Annotated in this window: 17 protein-coding genes; 10 read left to right on the forward strand and 7 right to left on the reverse strand. The window is 69.2% G+C overall.

Annotated features, from left to right (window positions below; genetic code table 11):
* Window positions 1–85: 85 nt before the first annotated feature.
* Window positions 86–931 carry a response regulator gene (locus ISN75_RS01985; protein WP_167252706.1) on the forward strand — a complete coding sequence of 282 codons (846 nt, stop codon included), beginning with the start codon at window positions 86–88 and terminating at the stop codon, window positions 929–931.
* Complete coding sequence (gene ung / locus ISN75_RS01990; RefSeq protein ID WP_343821744.1) at window positions 928–1,632, forward strand: uracil-DNA glycosylase; 705 nt, start codon at window positions 928–930, stop codon at window positions 1,630–1,632. The genes ISN75_RS01985 and ung overlap by 4 nt, the downstream gene beginning before the upstream one ends.
* Before the next feature lie 45 nt (window positions 1,633–1,677).
* Here ung and ISN75_RS01995 read toward each other — a convergent pair whose 3' ends face one another.
* Window positions 1,678–1,995, reverse strand: coding sequence for a hypothetical protein (locus ISN75_RS01995; protein WP_167252704.1), 318 nt, complete (start codon window positions 1,993–1,995; stop codon window positions 1,678–1,680).
* Between the two features lie 332 nt (window positions 1,996–2,327).
* Between ISN75_RS01995 and rpoH the strand changes: the two genes are divergently transcribed.
* The 6 genes from rpoH to ISN75_RS02025 all read left to right on the forward strand — a co-directional run bounded on the left by rpoH (window position 2,328) and on the right by ISN75_RS02025 (window position 11,537).
* Window positions 2,328–3,185: an RNA polymerase sigma factor RpoH gene (gene rpoH, locus ISN75_RS02000; RefSeq protein ID WP_167252703.1), complete on the forward strand. Its 858-nt coding sequence runs from the start codon at window positions 2,328–2,330 to the stop codon at window positions 3,183–3,185.
* Between the two features lie 92 nt (window positions 3,186–3,277).
* Window positions 3,278–3,979 (forward strand): response regulator transcription factor, encoded by a 702-nt coding sequence (locus ISN75_RS02005; RefSeq protein WP_214569407.1) that lies wholly within the window; start codon window positions 3,278–3,280, stop codon window positions 3,977–3,979.
* A 10-nt stretch (window positions 3,980–3,989) separates the two neighbouring features.
* Entirely contained in the window at window positions 3,990–5,459 is a 1,470-nt protein-coding gene (locus tag ISN75_RS02010) for a sensor histidine kinase (protein ID WP_167252701.1), read from the forward strand.
* Between the two features lie 247 nt (window positions 5,460–5,706).
* On the forward strand, window positions 5,707–8,910 hold the full coding sequence (locus tag ISN75_RS02015; RefSeq protein WP_343821742.1) for an efflux RND transporter permease subunit: 3,204 nt from the start codon (window positions 5,707–5,709) through the stop codon (window positions 8,908–8,910).
* Window positions 8,903–10,108: an efflux RND transporter periplasmic adaptor subunit gene (locus tag ISN75_RS02020; protein WP_167252699.1), complete on the forward strand. Its 1,206-nt coding sequence runs from the start codon at window positions 8,903–8,905 to the stop codon at window positions 10,106–10,108. Before ISN75_RS02015 ends, ISN75_RS02020 begins: the two co-directional genes overlap by 8 nt.
* Window positions 10,092–11,537, forward strand: a complete 1,446-nt coding sequence (locus ISN75_RS02025; protein ID WP_343821740.1) for an efflux transporter outer membrane subunit — start codon at window positions 10,092–10,094, stop codon at window positions 11,535–11,537. The genes ISN75_RS02020 and ISN75_RS02025 overlap by 17 nt, the downstream gene beginning before the upstream one ends.
* Before the next feature lie 181 nt (window positions 11,538–11,718).
* On the opposite strand, the gene tal is transcribed toward ISN75_RS02025, so the two are convergent.
* The 4 genes from tal to ISN75_RS02045 all read right to left on the reverse strand — a co-directional run bounded on the left by tal (window position 11,719) and on the right by ISN75_RS02045 (window position 18,205).
* On the reverse strand, window positions 11,719–12,672 hold the full coding sequence (gene tal / locus ISN75_RS02030) for a transaldolase (protein WP_343821738.1): 954 nt from the start codon (window positions 12,670–12,672) through the stop codon (window positions 11,719–11,721).
* Between the two features lie 64 nt (window positions 12,673–12,736).
* Window positions 12,737–14,023, reverse strand: coding sequence for an NAD(P)/FAD-dependent oxidoreductase (locus ISN75_RS02035; RefSeq protein ID WP_343821736.1), 1,287 nt, complete (start codon window positions 14,021–14,023; stop codon window positions 12,737–12,739).
* A 255-nt stretch (window positions 14,024–14,278) separates the two neighbouring features.
* Window positions 14,279–16,459: a primosomal protein N' gene (locus ISN75_RS02040; protein WP_343821734.1), complete on the reverse strand. Its 2,181-nt coding sequence runs from the start codon at window positions 16,457–16,459 to the stop codon at window positions 14,279–14,281.
* 516 nt (window positions 16,460–16,975) lie between these two features.
* Window positions 16,976–18,205: a DUF3667 domain-containing protein gene (locus ISN75_RS02045; protein WP_343821732.1), complete on the reverse strand. Its 1,230-nt coding sequence runs from the start codon at window positions 18,203–18,205 to the stop codon at window positions 16,976–16,978.
* A 271-nt stretch (window positions 18,206–18,476) separates the two neighbouring features.
* Here ISN75_RS02045 and ISN75_RS02050 point away from each other — a divergent pair, with 271 nt between their 5' ends.
* Together ISN75_RS02050 and sppA are read left to right on the forward strand one after the other, a co-directional pair.
* The gene (locus tag ISN75_RS02050) at window positions 18,477–19,859 is read left to right on the forward strand and encodes an MATE family efflux transporter (RefSeq protein ID WP_167252694.1); all 1,383 of its coding nucleotides are present in this window, start codon (window positions 18,477–18,479) and stop codon (window positions 19,857–19,859) included.
* Between the two features lie 52 nt (window positions 19,860–19,911).
* Window positions 19,912–21,774: a signal peptide peptidase SppA gene (gene sppA / locus ISN75_RS02055; RefSeq protein ID WP_167252693.1), complete on the forward strand. Its 1,863-nt coding sequence runs from the start codon at window positions 19,912–19,914 to the stop codon at window positions 21,772–21,774.
* Between the two features lie 50 nt (window positions 21,775–21,824).
* Here the strand turns inward: sppA and ISN75_RS02060 are convergent, their stop codons facing one another.
* Together ISN75_RS02060 and ISN75_RS02065 are read right to left on the reverse strand one after the other, a co-directional pair.
* On the reverse strand, window positions 21,825–22,670 hold the full coding sequence (locus ISN75_RS02060) for an ABC transporter ATP-binding protein (protein WP_343821731.1): 846 nt from the start codon (window positions 22,668–22,670) through the stop codon (window positions 21,825–21,827).
* Window positions 22,671–22,674: 4 nt separating this feature from the next.
* Window positions 22,675–22,890, reverse strand: a complete 216-nt coding sequence (locus ISN75_RS02065) for a hypothetical protein (RefSeq protein WP_167252691.1) — start codon at window positions 22,888–22,890, stop codon at window positions 22,675–22,677.
* Window positions 22,891–22,984: the final 94 nt, after the last annotated feature.

Below are 22,984 nucleotides of genomic sequence, written 5' to 3' on the forward strand. Positions count from 1 at the left end.
GGGCAAGATGCCCGGATGAGAGGGCGCAAGGGGGCGTCCATCGATGGTTCGGCAAGGAGGCCGCTGAGCGTGGATGGATCGGTCAATGAGTGAAGGTTTCAGCAACCGCATCGTCAGCGCCGCGCCGCGCGTGCTGGTGGTGGACGGTTCGAAAGTGGTGCGGCAGCTGATCAGCCGCGTGCTCAAGGTGGAGCTGCCGGACGCCGAGGTGGTGGGCTGCGCGAGCGGTGCGGAAGCGCACCAGCTGCTCGAGGGCGGCGTGTTCGACTTCATCACCATTGCTCTGCGCCTGCCGGACATGGACGGCCTGGAGCTGGCGCGCTACGTGCGCGAATCGGCGCCGCAGATCTATGTGCCCATCGTGGTGGTGTCCGGCGACGTCGACGACCGCCTGCACCGCCGCACCCTGGGCGAGCACGTCACCGATTACTTCGACAAGTCGCTGGGTTTCCAGGCGCTGGCCGAGTTCATCCGCGGCTATGTGCGCCCGGAAAGCTCGGCCGAGGGCGAGGTGCTCTACGTGGAGGACAGCCGCGTGGTCGCCCTGGCCACCCGCCGCATCCTGGAAAAATACGGCCTGACCGTGCGCCACGTGATCAGTGCCGAGGACGCACTCGCCTGGCTGGATGTGGCCAAGGCGCAGGGCCAGATCGGCGCCGACCTGGTGCTGACCGACGTCAGCCTGAAAGGCGAGCTCACCGGCGGCGACCTGCTGGAGCGCATCCGCCGCGACTACGCCTACGGCAAGGGCCGCCTGCCGGTGCTGGTGATGACCGGCGACGAGAATCCCGCCAACCAGGCCGCGCTGCTCAAGGCCGGCGCCAACGACCTGGTGGAGAAACCGATCGAGGAGAAGCTGTTGATCACCAAGGTGCTGTTCCAGCTGCGCGTGGCGCGGCATCTGCGCCAGCGCGACGACCAGGCCGCATGAACGAGGGCCGGGTCAAGCTGGAGCCGTCCTGGAAGGAGCGCATCGGCGCCTATCTGGAGCGGCCGCAGATGCAGGCGCTGTCGGCCTTCCTGCGCAGCGAGAAGCAGCACGGCAAGGTGATCTTCCCGCCCGGGCCGGAGATCTTCGCCGCGTTCGAGCACACGCCGTTCGAGCAGGTGCGGGTGGTGATCCTGGGGCAGGACCCTTACCACGGCCCCGGCCAGGCGCATGGGCTGTGCTTCTCGGTGCGGCCGGGCGTGCCGACGCCGCCATCGCTGCAGAACATCTTCAAGGAGATCCAGCGCGACCTGGGCATCGCCCCGCCGGACCATGGCTGCCTAACCCCCTGGGCCGACCGCGGCGTGCTGCTGCTCAACGCGGTGCTGACGGTGGAGCAGGGCCAGGCCGCCGCGCACCAGGGCAAGGGCTGGGAGGGCTTTACCGACGCCGCCATCGACGCGCTCAACCGCGAGCGCGAAGGGCTGGTGTTCCTGCTGTGGGGTTCGTATGCGCAGCGCAAGGGGCAGCTGATCGACAGCAGCCGGCACTGCATCCTGCGCTCGGTGCACCCGTCGCCGCTGTCGGCGCACCGGGGGTTCCTGGGCTGCGGGCACTTTTCCGCGGCCAACCGCTATCTGGAAGAGCACGGCCAGGCACCGATCGACTGGTCGCTGCCCCGGCGCAGCGAACTGGCCGCCTGACGGCGAGGAGGGTGCCGGCGGCACCCTCCGTGGAGTCCCCTGCGATCAGGGAGCCCGCGGCGCCAGCGGCGGGGGCAGGGCGGTGGCCGTCGAGGTGGCGGACAGGTCCGGCCGGTACGGCCGCACGTCCAGCAGGGCGCGGCGCTGGGCCGCGGTGGCGGACGGCTCGCCGCACCAGGCCAGGCAGGTGGAGTACTGCGCCATGCATGCGGCGATGTTCGCCGCATTGTTCGGGTCCTTGTTGACGCAACCCTGGTAGCCCTTCAGGCACACCGTACAGTTCGGCTCGGCGGCGACGGAGCCGGCGAACAGGCCCGCCACGCCGGTGGTCGCGGCGATCAACAGCCATTTTGCAACGCGCATCTGGTTTGCTCCTTGGAGAGTGAATGTCCGCATGGAACGCCCGGCACCCCGCCGGGCCGGTCGATGGGACGCCTCCGGGACGCCGCCTGTCTGTCGGCGCAGCCCCCGCCGCACGGTAGGAAAAGCCTTACGTGAACCTTGCGATGAGGTTCGATTAACGGGGACTTGAGGGCCGGGCGGCTACCGTGGCCTGCGTCTGGACAGGAACCCCGTATTCCTGTACGATTCGGTTCAATAAAGCAGCCGGGATCACCCGCTGAGGAACTCCCGACCGCTTTAGCACTCTCACTGAGGGAGTGCTAAGCTGAATTCGACCCCAGGAGGATCCACACATGTCTCAAGCTTTGGTGACCGCCAACCTGCCGGTGCCCAGCGTCGTCGGCAGTCTGGATGCTTATATTTCGGCGGTACACCGCATCCCGGTGCTCAGCCAGGAAGAAGAGCAGGCGCTGTCGCGCCGCTATCAGGAAGAAGAAGACCTCGCATCCGCCCGCAAGCTGGTGATGTCCCATCTGCGCTTCGTGGTCCACGTGGCCCGCGGCTACAGCGGCTACGGCCTGCAGATCGGCGACCTGATCCAGGAAGGCAATATCGGCCTGATGAAGGCGGTCAAGCGCTTCGACCCGGACCAGGGCGTGCGCCTGGTCAGCTTCGCGGTGCACTGGATCCGTGCCGAAATGCACGAGTTCATCCTGCGCAACTGGCGCATCGTCAAGGTGGCCACCACCAAGGCGCAGCGCAAGCTGTTCTTCAACCTGCGCAAGAGCAAGAAGCGCCTGGGCTGGATGAACGCCGAGGAAGTGCGCGTGGTGGCGAAGGACCTGGGCGTGCCGGAAGCGACCGTGCGCGAGATGGAAGCCCGCCTGTCCGGCCGCGACATCGGCTTCGAAGCCCCGGCCGACGCCGATGATGACGCCAAGCCCGCGCCGGCCGCGTTCCTGATCGACGAAGGCGCCGACCCGTACGACAACATCGCCGACGCCGACCAGGCCGACAACCAGCTCGAAACCCTGAGCGACGCCCTGCAGAAGCTGGACCAGCGCTCGCGCGACATCATCCAGCGCCGCTGGCTGAACGAGGAAAAGGCCACCCTGCAGGACCTGGCCGACGAGTACGGCGTGTCGGCCGAGCGCATCCGCCAGGTCGAGGCCAATGCGATGAAGAAGATGCGCGGCCTGTTCGCCGCCTGATTCTCCGTTGCAGCGTTACGATTGCCGACGGCCCCACCCGGGGCCGTCGGTTTTTTGCGACACGACAGATAGACGTCCGGACGTCCATAGCCATGCCCAGAGTCCTGGTCATCGAAGACGACGAGGTTACCGCCCGCGAGATCGTGGCCGAGCTCAGCGTGCACGGCATGACCGCCGAATGGGTGGCCGATGGCCGCGAGGGCCTGGCCCGCGCCAGCGCCCAGGCCTACGATCTGATCACCCTGGACCGCATGCTGCCCGGCCTGGAAGGCATCGAAGTGGTCGAGGCGCTGCGCCGGCAGCAGATCGAAACGCCGGTGCTGATGATCAGCGCGCTCAGCGAAGTGGACGACCGCATCCGCGGCCTGCGCGCCGGCGGCGACGATTACCTGACCAAGCCCTTCGCCCCCGACGAGATGGCCGCGCGCGCCGAAGTGCTGCTGCGCCGCCGCCAGCCGCAGCCGCACGACACGCGCCTGCGCGTCGGCGAGCTGGAACTGGACCGGGTGCGCCACGTCGCCTTCCGCAACGGCCAGCCGCTCACCCTGCAGCCCACCGAATACCGCCTGCTGGAATACCTGATGCGCCATTCCGGCCAGGTACTCACCCGCACCATGATCTTCGAGGCGGTGTGGGGCTTCCATTTCGACCCCGGCACCAATGTGATCGACGTGCACATCGGCCGGCTTCGGCGCAAGATCGACGGGTCCGGCCAGGTGCCGCTGATCCGCACCGTGCGCGGCACCGGCTACATGATCACCTCGGCACCCCAGAACGCGGCGGCCCCGCCGTGAGGTTATCGGCATGAATCGCCCCAACGCCTGGCGCTCCGCCACCTCCCGCCTGATCCTGATCTACGGCGCGCTGTTCGCCGTGTGGGGCCTGGTGCTGGTCGGCGTCATCCAGTGGGAGACCACGCGCTATCTCAATACCGTGATCGACCAGATGCTGGAACAGCGCATGCACTATCTGGCGAACACCGACACCTCGCGCCTGCCCGCCACGGTGGACGCCGCCATCACCATCGACCCGCACGGCGTGATGTCGGTGGGCCTGTTCGACGCCGCCGGCAAGCCGCTGGCCGGCAATATCGCGCGCATGCCGGCGGAGCTGGCCGCCGACAGCAAGGTGCGCCTGCTGGCGCAGGGCCTGCCGCGCCCCGACCGCGACGGCAGCCGCGTGCGCGCCCGCGCGCTGGCCACGAAGCTCGCGGATGGCCGCGTGCTGGTCATCGCCAAGGACAACAGCACCGTCGACGGTCTCGGCGCCGTGGTGTGGCGAGCGCTGCTGTGGGCAGTGTCGCTCACCATCATTCCCGGCCTGCTCGGCGGCTTCCTGCTGCGCCGCGGCCCGGAAAAACGCATCCGCATGCTGCAGCAGGCCACCGATCCGATCCGCCAGGGCGACCTCGCCAAGCGCCTGCCGGTGAGCAGCCGCGGCGACGAAGTCGACGTGCTGGCGGCCATCGTCAACACCATGCTCGACGAGATCGAGCGCCTGATGAACGAAGTGAAGGGCGTCTGCGACAACATCGCCCACGACCTGCGCACGCCGCTCACCCGCCTGCGCGCGCGGCTGTACCGCGCGCAGCAGCAGCTGGCCGAGCAGCCCGAGGCCGCGCTGCTGGAAGCGAGCATCGTCGACATCGACCAGGTGCTCGGCCGCTTCCGCGCGCTGCTGCGCGTATCGGAACTGGAAGACGGCCGGCGCAGCGCCTGCTTCGACGAGGTGGACCTGGGCAGCGTGCTGCAGCAGGTGCACGAGTTCTACGCGCCGGTGGCGGAGGACCGCGGCCAGCCTTTCGTGCTCGATATCGAACCCACGGTGTCCGTGCGCGGCGACGCCCATCTGCTGTTCGAGGCGCTGGCCAACCTGGTCGGCAACGCCATCAAGTTCACCCCCGCCGGCGGCGAAGTGCGCCTGCGCGCGCGCATGGACAGCCGCGGCCCGCGCATCAGCATCCTGGACCAGGGCCCCGGCATCCCCGCGAACGAGCGCGATGCCGTCACCCGCCGCTTCTACCGCGGCGATAACAGCCGCGCGATGCCCGGCTCGGGCCTGGGCCTCAGCATCGTCAGCGCGATCGTGCGCCTGCATGGCTTTGCGCTGGATATCGGCGAGCAGAAGGAAGGGCCCGGTTCGCGTATTACGCTGTACGGCTATACGGTGAAGCCGGGGGAAGTGCCGGGTACCTGCCTGTCGCGCACGGTGCAGGCGCCGCTCGACGAAGCAAGCCTTCTCCCCTCCGGGGAGAAGGTGCCGGCAGGCGGATGAGGGGCGGGTGCTTGCGGTAGCGCCGCTACGAAGAGAAGAAAGGCTCTTACGTCTCTTGCGACCCTCAGCCTAACGCTCCGCCCGGCCCCTCACCCCAGCCCTCTCCCGGGAGGGGAGAGGGGGCTAGGTCGTCTCGGCGTGGGGGGTAAATCAATAATGAAAATATCTTCATCCGGATAACCGAACGCCCGGCCAGGGTGCCGTGGCAAAATTTCGCGACGCAACATTCGCGCTCGGAATCCCCCGCATGCTTGGCATCGTCCGGATCGCGCTCTCGCGGCCCTACACCTTCGTCGTTCTCGCCCTGCTGATCATGATCATCGGCCCGCTGTCCGCGATGCGGACGCCGACCGATATCTTCCCGGACATCAAGATTCCGGTGATCAGCGTGGTGTGGCAGTACACCGGCCTGCCGCCGGACCAGATGGCGGGGCGCATCGCCTCGCCGTTCGAACGCGTGCTCACCACCACGGTGAACGACGTCGAGCACATCGAGGCGCAGTCGATCAACGGCTTCGGCGTGATCAAGATTTTCTTCCAGCCGACGGTGGACATCCGCACCGCCAACGCGCAGGTCACCGCGGTCGCGCAGACCCTGCTGCGCCAGCTGCCGCCGGGCATCACGCCGCCGCTGATCCTCAACTACAACGCCTCCACCGTGCCGATCATCCAGCTGGCGCTGTCGGGCAAGGGGCTGAGCGAGCAGAACCTGGGCGACCTCGGCACCAACGCGGTGCGTCCGGTGCTCACCTCGGTGGCGGGCGCGTCGATCCCGTATCCGTTCGGCGGCAAGACGCGCCAGGTGCAGATCGACATCGATCCGGCCGCGCTGCAGGCGCGCGGCCTGTCGGCGCAGGACGTGGCCAATGCGCTGGCCGCGCAGAATCTGATCGTGCCGGTGGGCACGCAGAAGATCGGCGAATACGAATACACGCTGCAGCTCAACAACGCGCCGTCGGACATCCGCGCGCTGGGCGACCTGCCGATCAAGACGGTCAACGGCACCACCGTGTACATCCGCGACGTGGCGCAGGCGCGCGACGGCAACCCGCCGCAGAGCAATATCGTGCACGTCGACGGCGGCCGCTCGGTGCTGATGACGGTGCTGAAGAACGGCTCGGCCTCGACCCTGGCCATCATCGACGGCGTCAAGCAGAAACTGCGCGACGCGAAGGACAGCTTCCCCGACACCTTGCAGATCGCGCCCATCGGCGACCAGTCGCTGTTCGTGCGCGCGGCCATCGGCGGCGTGGCGAAGGAAGGCATCATCGCCGCGGCGCTGACCAGTTTGATGATCCTGCTGTTCCTGGGCAGCTGGCGCTCCACCGTGATCATCGCCACCTCGATCCCGCTGGCGATCCTCGGCTCCATCATCGCGCTGTCGGCGGTGGGCGAGACGCTCAACATCATGACCCTGGGCGGCCTGGCGCTGGCGGTGGGCATCCTGGTGGACGACGCCACGGTCACCATCGAGAACATCAACTGGCACCTGGAACACGGCAAGGACGTGGAGACCTCGATCATGGACGGCGCGCGCCAGATCGTGACGCCGGCCTTCGTCTCGCTGCTGTGCATCTGCATCGTGTTCGTGCCGATGTTCTTCCTGGAAGGCGTGGCGCGCTTCCTGTTCGTGCCGATGGCCGAAGCGGTGATGTTCGCCATGATCTGCTCGTTCATCCTGTCGCGCACCCTGGTGCCGACGATGGCGAAGTACCTGCTCAAGCCGCACGCGCCGCACACCGACGAGCACGGCAACAGCGCTGCGCTGCCGCCTTCGTCCAACCCGCTGGTGCGTTTCCAGCGCAGCTTCGAGGCGCGCTTCGAGCGCGTGCGCGCGGCCTACCGCGACCTGCTGGCGATGGCGCTGGAACACCGGCGCGTGTTCGTCGGCGGCTTCCTCGCCTTCGTGGTGGCTTCGTTTGCGCTGGTGCCGTTCCTGGGCCGCAACTTCTTCCCCGCGGTGGATGCGGGCCAGATCCTGATGCACGTGCGCGCCCCGATCGGCACGCGCGTGGAGGAGAGCGCCACCATCTTCGCCAACGTGCAGGCGGCGATCCGCCGCATCGTGCCGCCGGAGGAACTGGGCACGGTGGTGGACAACATCGGCCAGCCGATCAGCGGCATCAACACCGCCTACAACAACACCGGCACGATCGGTTCGTGGGACGGCGACATCCAGATCGCGCTCAACGAAGGCCACCGGCCCACCGCCGGGTACGTGCGCCGCATGCGCGAAGAATTGCCGCGGCAGTTCCCGGGCGTGACCTTCTCGTTCCCGCCGGCGGACATCATCAGCCAGATCCTCAACTTCGGCTCGCCCGCGCCGATCGACCTGCAGATCCGCGGCAACAACCTGCCGCAGAACTTCGCCTACGCCAACACGCTGCTGCGCGAGATCCGGCGCGTGCCGGGCGTGGCCGATGCGCGCATCCAGCAGTCGCAGGCCAACCCCACCTTCGCCGTGGACGTGGACCGCACCCGCGCCCAGCTGCTGGGCGTGACCGAGCGCGACGTCACCAACAGCCTGGTGGTGAACCTGGCCGGCTCCAGCCAGGTGGCGCCGACCTTCTGGCTGAATCCGCAGAACCAGATCTCCTACCCGATCGTGATGCAGACGCCGCAGTACAAGCTCGATTCGCTGTCGGCGCTGGAGAACATCCCCGTCACCTCCAGCGGCGGCGGCAGCTCGCAGCTGCTCGGCGGCCTGGCCACGATCAAGCGCGGCACCAGCAATGCGGTGGTGAGCCAGTACAACATCCAGCCGATGGTGGAGATCTTCGCCACCACGCAGGGGCGCGACCTCGGTGCCGTGGCGGCGGATATCCAGAACATCGTCGCCGCGCACGCCAAGCAGCTGCCGAAGGGTTCGTCCACCGCGCTGCTGGGCCAGGTCAAGACCATGAACAGCGCGTTCTCCGGCCTGATCTTCGGCCTGCTCGGCGCGGCGGTGCTGATCTATCTCTTGATCGTGGTGAACTTCCAGTCGTGGAGCGATCCGTTCGTGATCATCACCGCGCTGCCCGCGGCGCTGGCCGGCATCGTGTGGATGCTGTTCGCCACCGGCACCACCTTGTCGGTGCCGGCGCTCACCGGCGCCATCATGTGCATGGGCGTGGCCACGGCGAACTCGATCCTGGTGGTGAGCTTCTGCCGCGAGCGCCTGGCCGAGCACGGCGACGCGCATCTGGCGGCGATGGAGGCCGGCTTCGTGCGCTTCCGCCCCGTGCTGATGACCGCGCTGGCGATGGTCATCGGCATGGCGCCGATGGCGCTGGGCCTGGGCGAGGGCGGCGAGCAGAACGCCCCGCTGGGCCGCGCCGTGATCGGCGGCCTGATCTTCGCCACGGTCGCCACGCTGTTCTTCGTTCCTGTCGTCTTCCGCATCATCCACGCGCGGCATGGCCGCGCCGCCGACCCGGCTTCGGTTTCCGGAGAGCCCGTCCATGTCTAACGCTCCTCACACCCCCCGTCCCGTGCCGGTGCACCGCCTGCGCCGCGCCGGCATCATCGGCGCCGTCGTGGTCGTCGCCGTGGTCGCCGCCGGCGTGGTCACCCGCGCCAACGACGCGCGCAAGCTCAAGGACTGGACCGACCAGCAGGCCGTGCCCACGGTGAGCGTGGTGCCGGTCGAACGCAGCGCCGCCGGCGCCTCGCTCGATCTGCCGGGCCGCCTCGAAGCCTATGCGCGCGCGCCGATCTATGCGCGCGTCAGCGGTTACCTGAAATCCTGGAAGGTCGACATCGGCGCGCCGGTAAAGGCCGGCCAGCTGCTGGCGGAAATCGAAACGCCGGACCTGGACCAGCAGCTGCTGCAGGCCAAGGCGGACCTGGCCAGCGCCGAAGCGAATGCCGCGCTGGCCGCCACCACCGCCAAGCGCTGGCAGGCCATGCTCGGTTCGGATTCGGTCTCGCGCCAGGAAGTGGACGAGAAGACCGGCGACTTCACCGCCAAGCAGGCCATCGCCAAGGCGGCCAAGGCGAATGTCGACCGCATCGAGGCGCTGAAGGGCTTTACCCGCATCGTCGCGCCGTTCGACGGCATGGTCACCGCGCGCGAGACCGACGTCGGCGCGCTGATCAACGCCGGCAGCGGCAGCGGGCCGGAACTGTTCGTGGTGTCCGACGTGCGCAAGCTGCGCGTGTACGTGCGCGTGCCGCAGAACTACGCGCCGTCGATCAAGCCGGGCGCGATCGCCACCTTGTCGCTGCCGGAGTATCCCGGCCGCACCTTCCAGGCGCGCGTGGAAGCTTCCGCCGGCGCGGTGGCCGCCGAATCCGGCACTACGCTGATCCAGCTCGCGGTCGACAACGCCGACGGCAAGCTGATGCCCGGCAGCTTCGCCAGCGTGCGGCTGGACCGCCCCGGCGACGCCGCCGCGCTGCGCGTGCCGGCCAGCGCGCTGATCATCGACGACAAGGGCACGCGCATCGCCACGCTGGGCGCGGACAACAAGATCGCCTTCAAGCAGGTGACCATCCTGCGCGACTACGGCAAGACGGTGGAGATCGGCTCGGGCCTGGGCGCGGACGACCGCGTGATCGAAAGCCCGCCGGACGGCCTGGTCGACGGCGACCAGGTGCGCACTGCCGAGAAGGACAACACCGAACTGGCCAAGAACCAGGGGCGCGGCAATGCAAAGAAGGCCTGAGCGCGTTCTCGCCCTCGCGCTGGCCGCGCTGCTGGCCGGCTGTTCGCTGGCGCCGGCGTACAAGGCGCCGGAGGTACCGGTGGCCGAGCAGTTCCAGGAGCACGGCGAGGCCTACGGCAAGAGCTGGGTGGCGGCGCAGCCCTCGGACCAGCTGCCGCGCGACGGCTGGTGGACGCTGTACGGCGACGCCCGCTTGAGCGATCTGCAGCAGCGCCTGCTGAAGAACAACGCCGACCTCGCCGCTGCCTTGGCGCATTACCAGCAGGCGCAGGCGTTCAGCCAGCAGGCGCGCGCGGGGTTGTTCCCGCAGGCGGGCCTCAATGCCAATGCGCAGCGCGACCGCCAGTCGGATACGCGTCCGCTGCGCGGTGCCACCTCGCCGGCCAACTACGACAGCTACACGCTCGGTGCCGAGGTCGATTACGAAGTGGACCTTTGGGGCCGCGTGCGCAATACGGTCGAAGCGGGCAAGGACGATGCGCTGGCCGCGGCCGCGGATCTGGCCTCCGCACGCCTGAGCCTGCAGGCGCAGCTGGCCGACAACTACCTGGTGCTGCGCGGACTCGATCAGCAGATCCAGCTGCTGAAGGAAAGCATCGCCGCTTATCAGAAGGCGCTGGAGCTGACGCAGACGCGCCACAGCGGCGGCATCGCTTCGGGCCTGGACGTGGCGCGCGCGCAGACGCAGCTGTCCTCGGCCAAGTCGCAGTGGTCGCAGACGCAGGCGCAGCGTGCGCTGGTGGAGCATGCGATCGCGTCGCTGGTCGGCGAGTCCGCTTCCAACTTCTCGTTGCAGGCCGACACCGCGGCGCTGCCCTTGCCGACGGTGCCGGTTAGCGTGCCGTCGACGCTGCTGCAGCGCCGTCCGGATGTGGCCGCCGCCGAGCGCCGCGTCGCCGCGGCGAATGCGCGGATCGGCATCGCGCGCGCGGCGTATTTCCCGTCGCTGGGTTTGAGCGCGCAGGGCGGTTTCCAGAGCGACCGCTATGGCGGCCTGTTCACGGCGCCCAACCAGTTCTGGGCGATCGGCCCGACGGCCTTGCTCACCTTGTTCGACGGCGGCCGCCGCAAGGCCGGCGTCGAAGCGGCCAAGGCCGCCACCGAGGAAGCCGGCGCGCGCTATCGCGGCGTGGTGCTCAACGCGTTCCAGCAGGTGGAGGACAACCTCGCCCAGCTCGATCACTTCGGCACGGCCCGCAACGACCAGCAGGACGCGGCGGACGCGGCGAAGCGTTCGCTGGATATCGCGATGGATCGGTATCGGCAGGGCGCGGTGGGCTATCTCGACGTGGTGCAGGCGCAGACGGCGGCGCTGGATGCGCAGAGAACCTTGCTGGATCTGGATACGCGGCAGCTGCGGGCGAGTGTGCAGCTGGTGCGGGCGTTGGGTGGCGGGTGGACCACCGGCGATTTAGCCAGCGCCAAATAGAGAATCCTTCTCCCCGCCGGGGAGAAGGTGGCGGCAGCCGGATGAGGGGCGGGTGCTCGCGGTAACGCTTCTACGGGGCGAGGAAAAGCTTTAAGGCTTGTACCGACCCTCAGCTCACCGCTCCGCCCGGCCCCTCACCCCAACCCTCTCCCCGGAGGGGAGAGGGGGCAAGAGCAGAGGCTTACAGCCGCGCCGCCAGCATCGCCTCCAGCTTGCGCTGGTCGGCGGCGAATTTGCGGATGCCGTCGGCGAGTTTCTCCGTCGCCATCGCATCCTCGTTGTGGCCCCAGCGGAACCCGGCTTCGTCCAGCGCCGGCACGCGCGCCTCGCGCTTGCCGTCGTCCTGCAGCGCGCGCGGCAGCGGTTCGCTGGTGGCTTCCAGCTTCTCCAGCAGATCGGGGCTGATGGTCAGGCGGTCGCAGCCGGCCAGCGCCTGGATCTGGCCGATATTGCGGAAGCTCGCGCCCATCACCACGGTGTCGAAGCCGTGCTGCTTGTACCAGCCGTAGATGCGCCGCACCGACTTCACGCCCGGGTCTTCTTCCGGCGCGTAGGTCTTGGTCGCGGTGTTGGCGACGTACCAGTCCATGATGCGGCCGACGAAGGGCGAGATCAGGTACACGCCGGCCTCGGCGCAGGCCACCGCCTGCTCGAACGAGAACAGCAGGGTGAGGTTGCACTGGATGCCGCGGCGTTCCAGCGTCTCGGCGGCGCGGATGCCTTCCCAGGTGGAGGCGATCTTGATCAGGATGCGCTCGCGCGTCACGCCGGCCGCTTCGTACAGGCCGATCAGGCGCTCGGCCTTGGCGATGGTGGCGTCGGTGTTGAAGGACAGGCGCGCGTCCACTTCGGTGGACACGCGGCCCGGCACCAGCTCGGAAATCTTGCGGCCGGCGGCGACGGAGAGGTAATCGCCGGCGTCCACCAGCTGGCGTTCGCGCGAGCCGCTCTGGGCCTTGGCCCACTGCACGGCTTCGTCGATCAGCGGCGCATAGGCCGGCAGCTCGGTCGCCTTCAGCAGCAGGGAGGGATTGGTGGTGGCGTCCACCGGGCGATAGCGGGCGATCGCCTCGATGTCGCCGGTATCGGCGACCACGGTGGTGTACTGGCGCAGCTGTTCGAGTTGGTTGGACACGAGCGGAATCCGTCTGGGGGAACGAGGTATTGTCGCCGCCCGCGCGGCGCCGGGCAAAGCGCGCTCAGCTTTCGTCTGTGCCGCCGGATCGGCGGGTATCGGAGCCGGTGACGATGCGCGCATGGCGCTGGTAGGTCCAGTACGACCAGGCCCAGTCCAGCAGCACCACCAGGCGGTTGCGGAAGCCGATCAGGAAATACACGTGGGCCACCAGCCACACCCACCAGGCCAGCACGCCCGACAGCTTCACCCGCCCGAACTGCGCCACCGCCGACAGCCGGCCGATGGTGGCCAGCGTGCCGTCGTCGCGGTAGCGGAACGGTGCGGGTGCGGCGCGGCCGCCGAGGCGCGCCAGGATCGCGTCCGCCACGTAGCGGCCCATCTGCTTGGCGGCCGGCGCGATGCCGGGCACCGGCTTGCCGTCGGCCTGGGTGACGCTGGCCAGGTCGCCGACGACGAACACCTCGGGGTGGCCCGGCACGGCCAGCTCCGGCGTCACCAGCACGCGGCCGGCGCGGTCCAGCGGCACGCCCAGCTGCTGGCCCAGCGGCGAGGCGGCGACGCCGGCCGCCCATAGCACGGTGCGCGAGGCCAGCGTCTCGTTGCCGAGCTGCACGCTGTCGCTGCCGATCGCGGTAACGGCGGTATCCGTGCGCACCTGCACGCCGAGTTTCTCCAATTGCTTGCGCGCCTTCGCCGACAGCTCCGGCGCGAACGCCGGCAGCACGCGCGGCCCTGCTTCCACCAGCAGGATGTTCGCCTGGCGCGGATCGCTGCGGCGGAATTCGCGCGGCAGCGTGTGGCGCGCGATTTCCGCCAGCGTGCCGGCCAGCTCCACGCCGGTGGCGCCGCCGCCGACCACCACGAAATTGAGCCAGGCCTGGCGTCGCGCCGGCTCGTCCTCGCGCTCGGCATGCTCGAAGGCGAGCAGCACGCGGCGGCGGATGGCGAAGGCGTCGTCCAGCGTCTTCAGGCCCGGCGCGTGGCGGGCCCAGTCGTCGTGGCCGAAGTAGGCGTGCGTGGCGCCGGTGGCAACGATCAGATAGTCGTAGTCGAGCGGGCCCTGCGCGAGCAGCACGCGCTTATGGGCCAGGTCGATGCCCTGCGCTTCGTCCAGCAGCACGGTGACGTTCTGCTGCTTGCGCAGGATCTGCCGCAGCGGCGCGGCAATGGACGGTGCGGAAAGCCCCGCCGTGGCGACCTGGTAGAGCAGGGGCTGGAACAGATGGTGGTTGCGCCGGTCGACCAGGGTGACGCGGAGCGAGGCGTCGTCGAGCCGGTGCGCGGCGGCCATGCCGCCGAAACCGCCGCCGAGGATGACGATGTGCGGCCGGGGATCGGGCTGTGACATCGGGGGAGCTCGTTGGGAGAGGGCGTCGCGTATTTTAGCGGGCAGCTCCCGCTCAGTACTCGATTGCGTCTGGCCGTTTCCTCAATCTCTGAAAGCAAGGCCTTCTCCCTCCGGGAGAAGGTGGCGGCAGCCGGATGAGGGTCCGGCCGGAGCGAAGCACATCACTCTTGCGCTCCGCCCGCACCCTCACCCCAACCCCAACCCCTCTCCCCAACCCCTCTCCCGATGGGAGAGGGGCTTCAGGTTCCGGCACGCTCAGTACAGATCCACCGGATCCACATCCAGCGACCAGCGCACCCGCCGCGCCGACGGCAGTGCCGACAAACCACGCGCCCACGGCCGCAGCGCCGCGTGCAGGACCGCGCGGCTGCCCGCCTCGACCAGCAATTGCCCGCGATGGCGCCCCGCGCGCAGCGGCATCGGCGCGGGCATCGGGCCGGCGATGCCCAGTTCCGCCTGCGCGGCCGGTTCCAGCGCGCCGCGTGCTTCGCGCAGGAAGGCGTCCACGTGTTCGCGTTGGTGCGCATCGGCGCGCAGCAGCACCTGGTGCATGTACGGCGGCAGTTGCACTGCCTGGCGTTCGGCCAGCAGTTCCTTCGCCGCGGCGGCGTAGCCCTGCGCCAGCAGCTGGCGCAGCAGCGGGTGTTCCGGGTGGTGGGTCTGCAGGATCACCCGGCCGGGCTTGCTGGCGCGGCCGGCGCGCCCGGCCACCTGCACGATCAGCTGCGCGAGGCGTTCGCTGGCGCGGAAATCCACGCTGTGCAGGCCTTCGTCCACGCCGACGATGGCGACCAGGGTGAGATTGGGCAGGTCGTGGCCCTTGGCCAGCATCTGCGTGCCGACCAGGATCGCCGGGCCGTCACCGCGCAGGCGCTCGAGCAGTTCGTCGAAGGCGTCGCGGCGGCGCGTGGTCTCGCGGTCGATGCGCAGTACGGGCACATCCGGAAAGCGCGCGCTGAGCGCTTCTTCCAGGCGCTCGGTGCCCTGGCCTTGCGGCTTCAGGTCCGGTGCGCCGCAGGAGGGGCAGTGCTCGGGCAGGCGCGTGTGGTAGTCGCAGTGGTGGCAGATCAGCTGGCGCCGGCCCGCGTGCAGGGTGAGCGGGTGTTCGCAGCGCGGGCATTCGGCATGCCAGCCGCACTGATGGCACAGCAGCACCGGCGCGTAGCCGCGGCGGTTGCGGAACACCAGCGCCTGCTCGCCGCGCGCGATGGTGTCGGCCACCGCGCTCAGCAGGGTGGGCGACAGGCCGTGTTCCAGCCGCTGCGCGCGCATGTCCACGATCTGCACCTGCGGCGGGCGGATCGCGCCGGGCCGCGCGCGCAGATGCAGCGCGCGGTAGCGGCCAGCGTCCACGTTGGCCAGCGATTCCAGCGAAGGCGTGGCCGAACCCAGCAGCACCGGCACGCCCAGCGCGCGGCCGCGCAGCAGGGCCAGGTCGCGCGCGTGGTAGCGGAAGCCTTCCTGCTGCTTGTAGGCGCCGTCGTGTTCCTCGTCGACCACGATCAGCCCGGCGCGCGGCAGCGGCGTGAACACCGCCGAGCGCGTGCCCAGGATCACCCGCGCCTCGCCGTCGCGCGCGCGCAGCCAGGCGCGCGCGCGGTCGCCTTCGGCGAGGTTGGAATGCAGCACTTCCACCGGCACGCCCAGGCGTTCGCGCACGCGGCGCACGGTCTGCGGGGCCAGGCCGATTTCCGGCACCAGCAGCAGGGCCTGCTTGCCCTGCGCGATCACCTGTTCGATCAGCGCCAGGTACACCTCGGTCTTGCCGCTGCCGGTGACGCCGTCGAGCAGGAAGGGCTGGAAGCGGCCCAGTTCCGCGCTTACCGCCTCCACCGCGGCCTGCTGTTCGGGACTGAGCGCCGGCGGCGCGACGGCGGGCTGCGGCGCGGTATCGGCTGCGCGGCGCACGCGTTCGATCAGGCCCGCCGTGGCGAGCCGGCGCGCGGCCTCGCGCCAGTCCGGCAGGCGTTCGTGCAGTTCGCCGGCGCCGAGCGGCGCGGCGGCCAGGGTTTCCAGCAGGCGCCGGCTGCCGCCCTTGCGGCTGCCGGCATCCAGCGCGCTGCGGCCGGCGACGGTCAGCGCCCAGACTTCTTCATGCGTGTCGGGCAGCGGCTTGTCTTCGCGCAGCGCCAGCGGCAAGGCGTTGGCGTAGGCCTCGCCGGGCGCGCCCAGCCAGTAGTCGGCGGCCCAGGCCAGGGTCTTCATCAGTTCCGCGTCGAGCAGCGGCGCTTCGTCCAGCAGCCGCAGCACCTGTTTCAGGCGCGCGCCGCCCAGGGTGGATTCGACATCCGTTTCCACCACCACGCCCACCGCCTTGCCGCGCCCGAACGGCACCAGCACCCGGCTGCCCGCCTGCGCCTCGCCGGCCGCCGGCGGCAGGTAGTCGAACAAGGTGGGCAGGGGCACCGGCAGGGCGACGCGCAGGACGGAGGGCATGGCGATCCTCAGGGCGGGCCAGTGTAACGGCCGTGCGCCATCGACGTAGGTTGGGGTGAGCCGCAGGCGAACCCCAACACCGGCACCTTCACGCGCCTCGCCACGTTGGGGTTCGCCTGCGGCTCACCCCAACCTGCGCCTTCGTTTTCGGCCCCCTGCTGGCCCCCCGTCGAGAAGTCCCCCCTAAGTAGCTCTGTGAAGGGGAAAATCTGGCTTATCCACAAGAGCTGTGGATAAGTCTGTGGATGCGCCGGGGAAGGGTGCCCTCAAAGCCAGAAAAATCGGACTTTGCGACGTGCTGTCGAACTTTTAGCCAACTTGTAATGCGATTTATATTCAATGACTTACAGTGGCCGCTCGGCTGGTGTTCATCCAATTGACATAGCCGTGGTCAATCTATTGACAGTCCTGTGATGCTGTGCAAAACCCTCGCTGGCGCGATTCTGGCAGGGCTCGATGCGTCGGCCACTGCCCGGTTTCGCTGTGATGTGCATCACAAAATACCTGCCTATTGCTTCAGTGCACCGCGCCCATCATCAAGGCGCTTACCAGGGCGAATCCGAGCAACCAGGTGTAGCACCAGCCGATCACCAGGTACTTCAGCACGGTCATGAACCAGCCCTGCCGGTAGACCCGCTTCTGCATCAGCAACAGGTACACCGGCGCCCATATCGCCAGGGCGAATTCCAGCCAGCCCAGCAGGCTGCCGGCCCAGGCCGCATGCGGCGCGATCCATGACTTCAGCAGGGCCAGCAGCACCCACAGCAGCACCGTGGCGAACAGGAAGGCGTGGCTGTGCAGCGCCACGATCAGGTGCTCCATATAGAGCCGGCGCTTGAACAGGTAGAACAGCTTCAGCAGCAGGGCGAAGGCCGGCATCAGCACGAACATGGTCTGCGGCAGGGCGCCGAAGATGCCGGCCTTGAAGCGCTCGGCGGCCTGTTCGTGCACTTCCGGGTCGGAACTCTTCCAGCCCCGGATATTGGCGCGCAGGTTGGCGGCGGCGTGGGCCAGCCGCGCATTCATGAATTCGGGCAGCCAGGAGACGCGGGTGTTGCCCGGCTTGTCCAGCCAGTCTTCCGCTTCCACGTCGTCGTCCTTGGCCGCGCGGTGCCCGGTGCTGGAAGTGACGGCCGGCGCTGAGGACGCCGCCGCCGGTGCCTTGGCCGATGCCCCCGAGGCCGGCGCCGCCGCCCCATCGATGGTGGCGATGCGCCGCTCGGCCTGCTTGCGCAGTTCCTTCTCGGCCTTGACCAGGCCGGCGTCGGCGCCGGGCACGTTGGCCACCGTCGCGCGGGCCTGCTGCAGGTTGGCCAGCTGCTCGTCCAGGGCGTGGCGGACCTCGTCCGAGGTCTTCAGGTCGTCGAACTGGCGCCGGTCCACGTGCACGCCGGGCGCGAAATCCTTGCCGCGCGTCACCAGCGCGTCGACCGCGATATGGGTCAGGAAAAACGCCAGCAGGCACAGCACGAACATCAGCCGGAACGGCGGCACGTAGCGCTGGCGGCGCCCGGAGAAATATTCCAGGGTGAGGAAGCCCGGCCTGGTCATCAGCGGCGGCAAGGTGTGCAGCACGCGGCCGTCCACATGGAGGAAGGTCTCCAGCGTGTCCTCGAACATGTGGTGCACCGGCTTGAGCACGGTGTGGATCGACTGCCCGCAGTGGTGGCAGAACTCGCCCTGCATGGCTGCCGTGCAATTGGCGCAATGCACGCCGTCGTACGAGACGATGTCTTTCCCGCTCACCTTGACCCCTCCCCTTGCAAGCGGGCGATCTTGGCATAAGAGCTTGACCGATAGCACCGCACATCGGTCACCCCATGCCGGTCGCGCCTTTGCTCGTCATCCCGGCGCAGGCCGGGATCCAGTGGCGACAAGCTACGTACGGGCGAGGGCGTCGAAAGGCATTGCTCTTGAGCGTTACCGCGAAAACCCGACGGTATCGCCACTGGATCCCGGCCTGCGCCGGGATGACGGACCAAGAGCCTGTAGAATGCCCGGCCCTGGAGTCCCGCCTATGTTTCTTTCCCCTTCCGATCGCGCCCGCGTGGCGCACGAGGTCGGCGCCACCGTCTCGCTCGCGGCACCCCTGATCCTGGCCCAGCTGGCCGCGGTGGGCACCAATGTGGTCGATGCCATGCTGGCCGGCCATTACAGCGCGCACGTGCTCGGCGCGGTCGCCGTCGGCGCCAGCATCTGGGCGCTGGCCATCGTCAGCGGCATCGGCATGATGATGGCGGTGCCGCCTTCGGTGTCGCAGCTGGACGGCGCCGGCCGCCGCGGCGAAGTCGGCGCGGTGTTCCGCCAGGCGCTGTGGCTGGCGCTGGGCATGGGTGTGCTGCTGTGGTTCTTCGTGCGCCATGCCGGTCCGCTGATCGACCTGATCGGCGTGGACCCGGGCCTGCGCAACGACGTGGTGGCCTTCCTGCATGCGATCAGCTGGGGTGCGCCCGCGCTCACCTGCTACTTCGCGCTGCGCGGCCTTTCCGAAGGCCTGTCGATGACCCTGCCGTCGATGTTCTTCGCCCTGGCCGGCCTGTGCGTGCTGGCGCCGCTGGGCTATGTGCTGATGTTCGGCAAGTTCGGCCTGGCGCCGCAGGGCGCGCGCGGCTGCGGCATCGCCACGGCCCTGGTGCTGTGGATGGAGATGCTGGGTTTCGCGCTGTATATCTCGCGCCATGGCAACTACCGCGGCCTGAACCTGGGCGAGCGCTTCGACCTGCCCGACCTCAGGCGCATCCGCGAGCTGCTGTCGATCGGCCTGCCGATGGCGATCACCCTGCTGGCCGAGGGCGGCCTGTTCGTGGCGGTGGCGCTGGCCCTGGGCACGCTGGGCGAAACCGTGGTGGCCAGCCACCAGGTGGCGCTGAACATCGCCTCGGTGTTCTTCATGATCCCGCTGGGCCTGGCCATGGCGATCACCGTGCGCGTGGGCAATGCGGTGGGCCGCGGCGACGCCGAGGGCGTGCGCTACGCCGGCTTCTGCGGCATCGGCCTGGCCGTGCTCACCCAGGTGGTCTCGGCCAGCCTGATGCTGGGCCTGCCGCACCTGATCGCCGCGCTGTACACCCGCGATGCGGCGGTGATCGCGCTGGCTACCCAGCTGATCGTGCTGGCCGGCGTGTTCCAGTTCTCCGACGGCATCCAGGTCGCCTCCAACGGCGCGCTGCGCGGCCTGAAGGACACCCGCTGGCCGATGGCGATGACGCTGTTCGCCTACTGGGTGATCGGCATGCCGTTCGGCTGGTGGCTGGCGTTCCGCCAGGGGCTGGGCGCGCGCGGCATGTGGATGGGGCTGGTGGCCGGGCTGAGCGTGGCGGCCATCCTCCTGTTCACCCGCTTCTGGCGCAATTCCCGGACCGAGCGCTGGCGCCGCACGACCCAAACTTCTCCCACATGACCTGTAAAGCCCGAGCGGTTACGCTGCCGCCGTCTTGTCGAGGAAAGTAAGCATGGCGGAGCGCGGCACCAACGGTTTCTGGGCATTCCTGCGCGTGTTTGGGCGCGGAATCAACGTGGTCAGGCTGGTCATCATCAACCTGATCTTCTTCGTCTTCCTCGGCTTTTTCCTGCTGCTGATGCTCGGCTTCTGGGCCGGCAGCCACGGCGAGCGCGGCGTGCAGAACGACAGCGTGCTGGTGCTGAAGCCGCAGGGCGAGCTGGTCGAACAGTTCAGCATCGAGCCGCTGGAGCGCGCGCTGCAGGGCCTGTCCGGCAATGCGCCCAAGCAGGTGCAGGTGCGCGACCTGGTGTCGGCCATCGACGCGGCGTCCAGCGACAGCCGCATCACCCGCATCCTGCTGCAGCCGCAGGAACTGCACGCCGGCGGCTTCGCCGCGCTGCGCGAGGTGGCCGCGGCGCTGGACCGCTTCCGCGCCGCCGGCAAGCCGGTGATCGTGTGGGCCTCCAGCATGGACCAGGGCCAGTACTACCTGGCCGCGCATGCCGACCGCGTGCTGCTCGACCCGATGGGCGGCGTGGTGCTGACGGGGCTGGCCAACTACCGCCTGTTCTACAAGGACCTGCTCGACCGCCTGGGCGTGGACGTGCACCTGTTCCGCGTCGGCCAGTTCAAGAGCGCGGCCGAGCCGTACATCCTGGACCACGCCTCGCCGGAGTCGAAGGAAGCCGATGCGTTCTGGATGGGCGGCCTGTGGGACCGCTACATCGACGAAGTGGCCAAGCTGCGCAAGATCGAGCCGTCCGCGCTGCGCGCCGCCATCGACGGCCTGCCCGACGCGATCGCCGGCACCAAGGGCGACCTCGGCCAGCTGGCCTTCAACGAACACCTGGTCGACGGCCTCGCCACCCGCGACGACCTGGAAAACATGATGCGCAAGGAAGGCGTGCCGGCCGGCGGCAAGGGCGAGGGCTTCCGCCAGGTCGACCTGCGCCGCTACCTAGCCGGCGTGTCGCCGGGCCGCGTGCTGGAACCGGGCGTGGCGGTGGTGGTGGCCGAGGGCGAGATCGTCGGCGGCAAGCAGCCGCAGGGCAGCATCGGCGGCGAATCCACCGCGCAGCTGATCCGCGCCGCGCGCGAGGACCGCCGCACCAAGGCGCTGGTGCTGCGGGTGAACTCGCCGGGCGGCGAGGTGTACGCGGCCGAGCTGATCCGCCGCGAAGTCGCGCTGACCAAGGAAGCCGGCATTCCGGTGGTGGTGTCGATGGGCAACGTGGCGGCCAGCGGCGGCTACTGGATCTCGATGAATGCGGACCGCATCTTCGCCGAGCCCAATACGATCACCGGTTCGATCGGCATCTTCGGCATGTATTTCACCGTGCCCGGCACGCTGGACAAGCTCGGCGTGAAGACCGACGGCGTGGGCACCGGCCCGCTGGCCGGCGCGTTCAACATCACCCGCCCGCTGGATCCGAAGGTGGGCACCCTGATCCAGGCCATCATCGACAAGGGCTACCGCGATTTCGTCGGCGGCGTGGCGCAGGCGCGCGGCAAGCCGTACGACGCCATCGACACCATCGCGCAAGGCCGCGTGTGGACCGGCCAGCAGGCGCTGGACCGCGGCCTGGTCGACCAGCTCGGCGGCCTGCGCGAAGCGGTGGCCGATGCGGCCCAGCGCGCCAAGCTGGGCAAGAACCCGTCGGTGCGCTACGTGGAGGCGCCGCTGGGCACCGTCGAGCAGTTCATGGTCAACCTCAACGACAGCTCGGCCACCGTCGCGCTGCGCGCCTACGGCGTGCATCTGCCGGAGTGGGTGGCGCAGCTGCCCGCGATGGCGCCGGAACTGAAGCTGCTGAAGAACGCGCAGTCGGGCAAGCCGAATGTGTATGCGTATTGCTTCTGCGAGCCGCGCTGAAGCGGGCGCAGCAGCTTGAACGAAACGGCGGCCCTCGGGCCGCCGTTTTTTTATGCCGGCACGGCGCTGTAATAGTCGCCGTCGCGTCCCACCCGCACGCGCATGCCGAAGGCATCGCTCAGTGCGTCGTCGGTGAGCACCTGCGCCTTGTCGCCGTGGTGCAGCGCCTTGCCTTCGCGCAGCAGCAGCACGCGGCCGATCTCCGGCACGATCTCTTCGATGTGATGGGTGACCAGCAGCAAGGTGGTGCCGCCGCGCGCCAGCGCGCGCAGGTTTTCCAGGAAGTGGCGGCGGGTGGCCAGGTCCAGGCCGGCGCTGGGTTCGTCCAGCAGCAGGGCGCGTGGACGGTGCACCAGGGCGCGCGCGATCAGCACGCGGCGCGCCTCGCCGGTGGACAGCGTGGCCATGTCGCGGCCGATCAGATGCGCGATGCCCATCTGCGCCAGCGCCGCATGCGCGCGCTCGCGCATGGCCGGCGTGGGGCGATGGCCGGGGCCGAGGCCGCGCGCGGCGTAGAAGCCCGACACCACCGCGTCGAACACTTCCAGCGGCGTGTCGGTGGTGTAGTCCAGCTGCAGCGCCGGCGACACGATGCCGAGCAGGCTGCGCAGCTCGGCCACGTGCCAGCGCTCGCGGCCGAACACGCGCACGCTGGGCTGGCCGTCGTCGCGCGCCAGCGGATACAGCTGGCGCGTCACCAGCTTCACCAGGGTGGACTTGCCCGATCCGTTGGCGCCGAGGATGGCGGTGTGTTCGCCGGCGGCGACGCGCAGGCTCAGCGCTTCCAGGATCAGCCGCTCGCCGCGCAATACGCTGGCGCGGTCCAGTTCCAGCACGGGTGCATCGGCGGCGATCGCGGGTGCGGCGTATCCGGCTGCAGTGGATTCGTGCGCCATGCGTTTACTGTTCCGCCGCGTCGGCTTGCTTGCGCTGCTGCTCGGCCTGCTGGTCGACCACTTTCTGCACGTCCTTGGCCTTCTGTTCCTGCTTCTTCAGGTCGTCGAACGGCGTGGCGACGCGCGGCGCGGGCGCGGCTTCGGCCTTGGGCGCGGGCGGCTTGCCGGAGCAGGCACAGAGCGCGAGCAGGCTGAGCGGGAGGATGAGCCGAGCTTTCATGGTGGATGCTCCACGGGGGCCGGCCCCGAGTGTCCCGCGCATGCCGTGGCGCGGCAACCTCGGGCTGGTCCCCGCGTGACCCAGGTTTTAAGCT

The sequence above is a fragment of the Dyella marensis genome, from assembly GCF_049532885.1.
Lineage (GTDB): Bacteria > Pseudomonadota > Gammaproteobacteria > Xanthomonadales > Rhodanobacteraceae > Dyella_D > Dyella_D marensis.